4 protein-coding genes are annotated in these 7,178 nt (G+C 73.7%); 3 read left to right on the top strand and 1 reads right to left on the bottom strand.

What is annotated here, in order from left to right:
* Positions 1–135: 135 nt before the first annotated feature.
* Positions 136–1,155, bottom strand: coding sequence for a cyclic nucleotide-binding domain-containing protein (locus tag VM324_11910; GenBank protein HVL99986.1), 1,020 nt, complete (start codon positions 1,153–1,155; stop codon positions 136–138).
* Positions 1,156–1,297: 142 nt separating this feature from the next.
* Here VM324_11910 and ppk1 point away from each other — a divergent pair, with 142 nt between their 5' ends.
* The 3 genes from ppk1 (at position 1,298) to VM324_11895 (ending at position 7,098) form a co-directional block, all read left to right on the top strand.
* Complete coding sequence (ppk1, locus tag VM324_11905) at positions 1,298–3,436, top strand: polyphosphate kinase 1 (protein ID HVL99985.1); 2,139 nt, start codon at positions 1,298–1,300, stop codon at positions 3,434–3,436.
* Positions 3,437–3,499: 63 nt separating this feature from the next.
* On the top strand, positions 3,500–5,275 hold the full coding sequence (locus VM324_11900) for an ABC transporter ATP-binding protein (GenBank protein HVL99984.1): 1,776 nt from the start codon (positions 3,500–3,502) through the stop codon (positions 5,273–5,275).
* Positions 5,272–7,098, top strand: coding sequence for an ABC transporter ATP-binding protein (locus tag VM324_11895; protein HVL99983.1), 1,827 nt, complete (start codon positions 5,272–5,274; stop codon positions 7,096–7,098). Before VM324_11900 ends, VM324_11895 begins: the two co-directional genes overlap by 4 nt.
* Positions 7,099–7,178 lie beyond the last annotated feature (80 nt).

Below are 7,178 nucleotides of genomic sequence, written 5' to 3'. Positions count from 1 at the left end.
GCTGAGCAGCCACCACCGCAGGGAGGAGCAACCGGATCCGCCCGCCCCGCCGGCCCCATAGGCGCCTGCAGCGTGCCGCCGGCCGGCCCGGTAGCGAGGGAGGCCCGGGGACCGGCGGCGGCACGCTGCAGGCGCCTATGGGGCCGGCGGGGCGGGCGGATCCGGTTGCTCCTCCCTGCGGTGGTGGCTGCTCAGCTCGGCGAGCGCCTGGCGGTCGATGCGGTCCTCGCTCGCGACGGCGATGCGGCACGGTGTGGCGGTGCGCAGCGTCGCCGTGCGGATCCCGCCCTCGAGAAGCGCCCGCTCCCCCACCACCGCGCCGGGGCCCACCTCTGCGACCGTCTCGCCGTCCACCTCGACGGTGAGGATCCCGTCGAGGAGCAGGTAGCGCTCACGACCCGGATGGCCTTGGCGCACGACAACCATGCCCTCCGGGAGCCGCCGCACCTCGGGGCGCTCGCCGCCCCGCATGATCGTGTGCGCAAGCTGGCGCTCGAGCGCCGACTCGGCAACGCTCACGAGGGCGGGCGAGTCGTGCGCTCCCCAGGGGGTGTGCCCGCCGAACGACGTGCGCGCCCAGGTGGTCATGTCCACCACGCTGGTCTTGGCCACGAGCCGGCGTTCGTGGTCGTAGAGCCAGTGACGCGGCATGCTGCTCGCCCCCGCGAGCTTGCCTTCGGCGTGACCGTCCGCGTGCAGCGTGAGCGTCAGCGTCGTCCAGACCGTCGGCGCCGCCCACTGCACGAACGGCTTGAGGGGAACCGGCCGCGGCGCGGGCACGCCGGTCCGACCGCCGTACGTCTGCGTGAGCACGACCCGGTCCTCCCCCACGACGGGGTCGGGCCGCAGCTCCGGGAAGCCGACGGCGGCGAAGGACAGCTCGCGGCCGGCCAACCGCACGCGGGTCACGCCGATGTGGCCGCGGCCCCCCTGCCCATAACCGGTGATCCGCCCGTCCTCGACCGTGATCCACCCGGTGAGCTCGTTGGCGAACCGGAACCGGTCCCCGGCGCGCAGCGCCTCGAGGTCGATGATGCGTTCAGGAGGTGGCTCGTCGTAGTGCAGCAAGCCCCGGTCGAAGGGCAGCGCGGCGAGTCCCGGGAGCATCTCCGAGGGGATCCATGAAACAGAGAGCACCGACGACTCCACCCGCATGGCGGCCTCCTCGCGCACAGGCTCAGGCAGTGCCTCATGATGCGCTCCCCCGGGCATGGGTTCCAGGGGCGGGCCACGACCCTCCGGCCCGCGAGGAGCCGAACTGCCGCCCGCCGGCGCGCCGTCGATAGGATGGCCCCCCATGGGCAGCTCCGGTACCGACACCGACGCCGCCGTCGACCTCGACGGGTTGACCGGCGGGCCGGCGCCGCCCGACCTCGACGACCCGGCCCTCTACCTCAACCGTGAGCTGTCCTGGCTGGAGTTCAACAGCCGGGTGCTGAGCACCGCGATGCGCACGGACGTGCCGCTGCTCGAGCGGGTTCGCTTCCTGTCGATCTTCGCGCGCAACCTCGACGAGTTCTTCATGGTGCGGGTCGCCGGCCTCAAGCGGCAGGTAGTCGCCCACGTCACCGCCCGCACCGCCGACGGGCAGTCCCCCGCCGGGCAGCTCGCCCGCATCGCCGAGCAGGTCACCCCGACGATCACCGCCGCGGCGGCCTGCCTCCACGACGAGCTGCTCCCCGCCCTCCAGCGCCGCGGCGTGGCGCTGCGGTCGATGACCGACCTCGGCGCGGCGCAGCGCTCGGCCGTGGACGCCTACTTCGAGGAGGAGGTCTTCCCCGTCCTCACGCCGCTCGCCGTCGACCCGGGTCACCCGTTCCCCTACATCTCGAACCTCAGCCTGTCGCTCGCGGTGACCGTGCGCGACGTCGCCACCGGCGAGCGCCACTTCGCTCGTCTGAAGGTCCCCGGCGTGCTCCCCCGCCTCGTGCCGCTGATCGGCGAGACGGGGTACGTACCCCTCGAGGACGTCATCGCCGCCCACCTGCCCCGGCTGTTCCCCGGCATGGAGGTGCTCGAATCCTTCGCGTTCCGCGTGACCCGCAACGCCGACCTCGAGATCGAGGAGGAGGAGGCCGAGGACCTCCTCATGGCGGTGGAGGCGGAGCTGCGCAAGCGCCGCCGCGGTGCCGCGGTGCGGCTCGAGGTCGCCGCCGACATGCCCCACCGTGTCCTGCGGCTGCTCCAGGACGAGCTGGACCTCGACGACGTCGACACCTACCACGTCACCGGACTGCTCGCCCCCGGCGACCTCGCGCCCCTGGCGCGCCTCGACCGGCCGGACCTGCGCTACGAGCCCTGGCCGCCCGTCACCCCGCCCCGCCTGGCTGCAGCCCCGCAGCGTTCGAGCGCCGCGCTCTTCGCCGAGATCCGCCGCGGCGACCTCCTCGTGCACCACCCGTACGAGAGCTTCACGAACACCGTCGAGCGCTTCGTCGCCGCCGCCTCCGAAGACCCCGACGTGCTCGCCATCAAGCAGACGCTGTACCGCACGTCGGGGGACTCCCCGATCGTGCAGGCCCTGATCCGCGCCGCCGAGCGCGGCAAGCAGGTCGTCGCCCTCGTCGAGCTGAAGGCCCGGTTCGACGAAGCGGTGAACATCGGCTGGGCGCGGGCCCTCGAGAAGGCCGGGGTGCACGTCGTCTACGGCCTCGTGGGCCTCAAGACCCACGCGAAGACGACGCTCGTCGTGCGCAGGGACGCCGACGGGATCCGCCGCTACGTCCACCTCGGCACGGGCAACTACCACCAGCGGAACGCGCGCAGCTACACCGACCTCGGGCTCTTCACCGCGGACGCCGCACTCGGCGCCGACGTCACCGACCTGTTCAACTACCTCACCGGCTACGCCCGCCAGGACGCCTACCGCGAGCTGCTCGTCGCCCCCGCCTCCCTGCGCGGGCAGCTCATCGCGCTCATCCATCACCAGATCGATGTCGCCACCCCCGAGCGCCCCGGTCTCATCCGCGCGAAGCTCAACGCGCTCGTCGACCCGACCCTCATCGCAGAGCTCTACCGCGCGTCGCAGGCCGGGGTCCGCATCGACCTCGTCGTGCGCGGGATCTGCGGACTGCGGCCGGGCATTCCCGGGGTCAGCGAGACGGTGCGGGTCCGCAGCGTCGTCGGCCGGCTCCTCGAGCACAGCCGCATCCTCCAGTTCGGCGAGGACGGCCTCTGGATCGGGTCGCCCGACTGGATGCCGCGCAACCTCGACCGACGCGTCGAGGCGTTGGCCCCCGTGTGCGACCCCGCACTGCGGGGCGAGCTCGTGGAGATCCTCGACGTCATGCTCGCCGACACCGTCCAGGCCTGGAAGCTGCACGCCGACGGGTCGTGGGAGCGCGTGCGCCCGGACGGCGCCGCGCCGTTCGACGCGCAGGCGCACCTGGCCCGGCGGGCACGGGAGCGCGCGGAGGCCGGCAAGGCCCGCGGCTGACGGGGCAGCCCCGCCCGGCGCATTCGTCGGGGCCGGCCGTCGCGCGGCTACGCTGGCCGGCTCATGGCCGCCGCCACCACCGTGCCTGACCGGCGCATCGTGCGCCGGGGACTCGCCGTGCTCGCGATGGCGGTCCGCCTGCGGCCGAAGCCCTTCGTGCTCGCGGTCCTCGGGGCCGTGCTCTACAGCGGCTGCCTCGTGGGCTCCGCCATCGTGCTCGGGGCGATCACCGACGGGGTCATCGTCCCCGCCTTCGGTGAGGGGCAGGTCGCCCGGGGTTCGGTCGTGGCCGCCGGCGCGGCGATCCTCGCGCTCGGCGTCGGCCGGGCAGCGGGCATCATCCTCCGGCGGATCGCCGCGTCGTACATGCAGTACGGCCTGCAGGCCCTCTTCCGCAAGCGGGTAGCGCACCAGTACCAGCGGCTGCCGCTCGCGTGGCATCGCCGGCACACAACCGGCGAGCTGCTGTCGAACGCGAACGCCGACGTCGAGTCGACGTTCTGGCCGATCGCACCGCTGCCCTTCGCGGTGGGCACCGCGTTCCTGCTCGTCGTCACCGCGGTTGTGCTGATCGCCACCGACCCGTTCCTCGCCGCCGTCGGTTTCGTCGTCGCGCCGGCCATCGCGGCCCTCAACGTCCGCTACAACGCGCTCGTCGCGGAACCGGCCACCCGCGCCCAGCAGCGGCGGGCGGAGGTCTCCTCGGTCGCCCACGAGTCGTTCGACGGAGCGCTCGTCGTGAAGACCCTCGGCCGGGAGGCCGAGGAGACCGAGCGGTTCGCGGCGGCCTCGTCCCGTCTCCGCGACGCGCTCGTCGCGACCGGGCGGCTGCGCGCGGTCTTCGACCCGCTCGTCGAGGCGCTGCCGAACGTCGGCGTCCTGCTCGTCCTGCTCGTCGGGGCCTGGCGGATCGCGGCGGGTGACCTCCAGGCGGGCGATCTCGTCCGCGTCGCCTACCTCTTCACCCTCCTCGCCTTCCCGATCCGCATCATCGGCTTCCTCCTCGGTGAGCTGCCCCGCTCCGTCGTCAGCTGGGACCGGGTGGCGCGCGTCTTGGCGGCCGACGACGAGCTGGCCTACGGGGGCGAGGACGGGACGGGGACCGGCGCCGCCGGCGTCGACCTCGCGTCGGTGTCGTTCGGGCACGGCGGCGCGCCCGCGCTGTCGGACGTGACCCTGCGCGCGGAGCCGGGCAAGACCATCGCCGTCGTCGGTCCCACCGGGTCCGGCAAGTCCACGATCACCTCGCTGCTCGTGCGCCTCGCCGACCCCCACACCGGCGCGGTGCTCGTCGACGACCGCGACGTCCGCCGGCTCGCGCGGGGAGCGCTCTCCTCGCAGGTCGCCGTGGTGTTCCAGGACTCGTTCCTGTTCGACGAGTCGGTGCGGGACAACATCACCCTCGGGGAGGCCTACACCGACGAGGAGGTGCGTGCCGCCGCGGAGCTGGCCCAGGCACACGGCTTCGTCACGGACCTGCCGGACGGCTACGACACCGTGGTCGGCGAACGGGGCGCGTCGCTGTCGGGGGGGCAGCGCCAGCGCATCGCGCTCGCGCGCGCGCTCGTGCGCCGGCCCCGGGTGCTCGTCCTCGACGACGCCACGTCGAGCGTCGACACGCGGACCGAGCGGGCGATCCTCGAGGGGCTCCGCGACGCTGCGCTGCCCTCCACGGTCATCGTCGTCGCCTCCCGGAGCGCGACGGTCGCCCTCGCCGACGAGGTCGTCTTCCTCGACCGGGGCACGGTCCGCGCCCGGGGCCGCCACGCCGACTTGCTCGCCCGCGAGCCGGCCTACGCCCGGTTCCTCGCCCTCGCCGACCAGGGCGGCCTCCGGTGACCGCCACGGACGCGCCCACTCGCAGGCCCGGGGGCGCGTGGGAGGTCCTGCGGCGTGGCCTGCGTCTCTCGCCGGAGTTCCGTGCCGGCCTGCCCCTCACGCTGGCGCTCGCGGTCGTCGCGACCGCAGGCCGCGTGGTCGTGCCCATCGCGATCCAGCTGACGATCGACCGCGGGGTGCTCGCGCCAGACGGCGCGGATCTGCGGCAGGTCGCCGTGCTCACCGTCGCGGCCCTGGCCGCCGTCGCGCTCACCGCCGCTGCCGGCTACCTCATGATCGCGCGCCTCGTCCGCCTCACCGAGAGCGCCCTGTCGAACCTGCGGGTGCGCGCGTTCCGCCACATCCACGACCTGTCGGCGCTCCACCATGCCGCCGAGCACCGGGGGTCGCTCGTCGCGCGCGTCACGGCCGACGTCGACGAGATCAGCCGCTTCATGCAGTGGGGCGGGATCGTCCTCGTCGTCAACGTCGGTCAGCTCGCCTTCGCCACCGCCGTCATGGCGGTCTACAGCTGGCAGCTGACGCTCGTCGTCCTGCTCACGTTCTTCCCGCTCGCCTTCGTGCTGCGCTGGTTCCAGGGACGGCTCGGGCACGCGTACGATCTCGTGCGCACGCGCGTGGGCGAGATGCTCACCACCATCGGCGAGAGCGTCGTCGGCGCTCCCGTCGTCCGGGCGTACGGCATCGAGGAGCGGACGAACGCACGCATCGTCGACGCGGTCGACCGCCAGTTCGACGCCGTCTACCGCGCGCACCGCACCGCGTCGGTCATGTTCTCCAGCGGCGAGGTCTTCGCCGCGCTCGCCACGGCCGCCGCGGTCGTCGTCGGGGTCCTGCTCGGCCCCGGAGGGGGCCTGTCGGCCGGGCGCCTCGTGTCGTTCCTGTTCCTGATCGGCCTGTTCGTCGCACCGGTGCAGGTCGCGACGGAGGTGCTCGACCAGGCGCAGACCGCCATCGCGGGATGGCGGCGCATACTCGGTGTCCTCGACACGCCCGCCGACGTCGCCGACCCCGGGGCGCGTCCTGGGGGTGGCCGCGACATCCCCCCGGGCCCGATCGCGGTGTCCTTCCGTCACGTCTGCTTCCACTACCCCCCACGGCCGTCGGACGCGGGGAAGGGTTCGGCGTCGCCTGAGGTCCTCCACGACATCACGGTCGACCTGCCCGCCCAGTCGCGGATCGCGATCGTCGGGGAGACGGGGTCTGGCAAGACGACCTTCGCGAAGCTCCTCACCCGCCTGATGGACCCCACGAGCGGTGAGATCACCATCAACGGGGTCCCCGTCCGCGAGGCGCCGTTCGCACAGCTGCGCCGTCGCGTCGTGATGGTGCCCCAGGAGGGATTCCTGTTCGATGGGACGGTTGCGGACAACGTGCGCATGGGCCGCCCCGGCCTCAGCGACGACGACGTCCGGCTCGCGTTCCTCGAGCTCGGCCTCGCCGACTGGGTGAGCGGGCTGCCGGCCGGGGTGTCGACCCGCGTCGGCGAGCGGGGCCAGGCCCTGTCCGCCGGGGAGCGCCAGCTCGTCGCCCTCGCGCGGGCGTACGTCGCGAACCCCGAGCTGCTCGTGCTCGACGAGGCCACCTCCGCGGTCGACCCGGCGACCGAGGGGCGCCTCCAGCGGGCCCTCGAGGGACTCACCCGGGGACGGACCGCGGTAGCCATCGCCCACCGGCTGTCGACCGCCCGGGCGGCCGACGAGGTCCTCGTATTCGACCGCGGTCGCATCGTCCAGCGGGGTCCCCACGACGAGCTCGTCTCCCAAGCCGGCGTCTACGCGGCGCTGCACGAGAGCTGGGCCGCCCCCGCCGCACACGGGTAACCTTTTGGTCCGCTGGCTGTTATCCTCCTACTACTGTCCTAGCACGTCCGCCGTACCCCGGACCCCCCCAGGAGGGACGA

It is taken from the genome of Egibacteraceae bacterium, from assembly GCA_035540635.1.
Taxonomy (GTDB): Bacteria; Actinomycetota; Nitriliruptoria; order Euzebyales; family Egibacteraceae; genus DATLGH01.
This window is presented reverse-complemented; position numbering and strand designations above follow the sequence as displayed.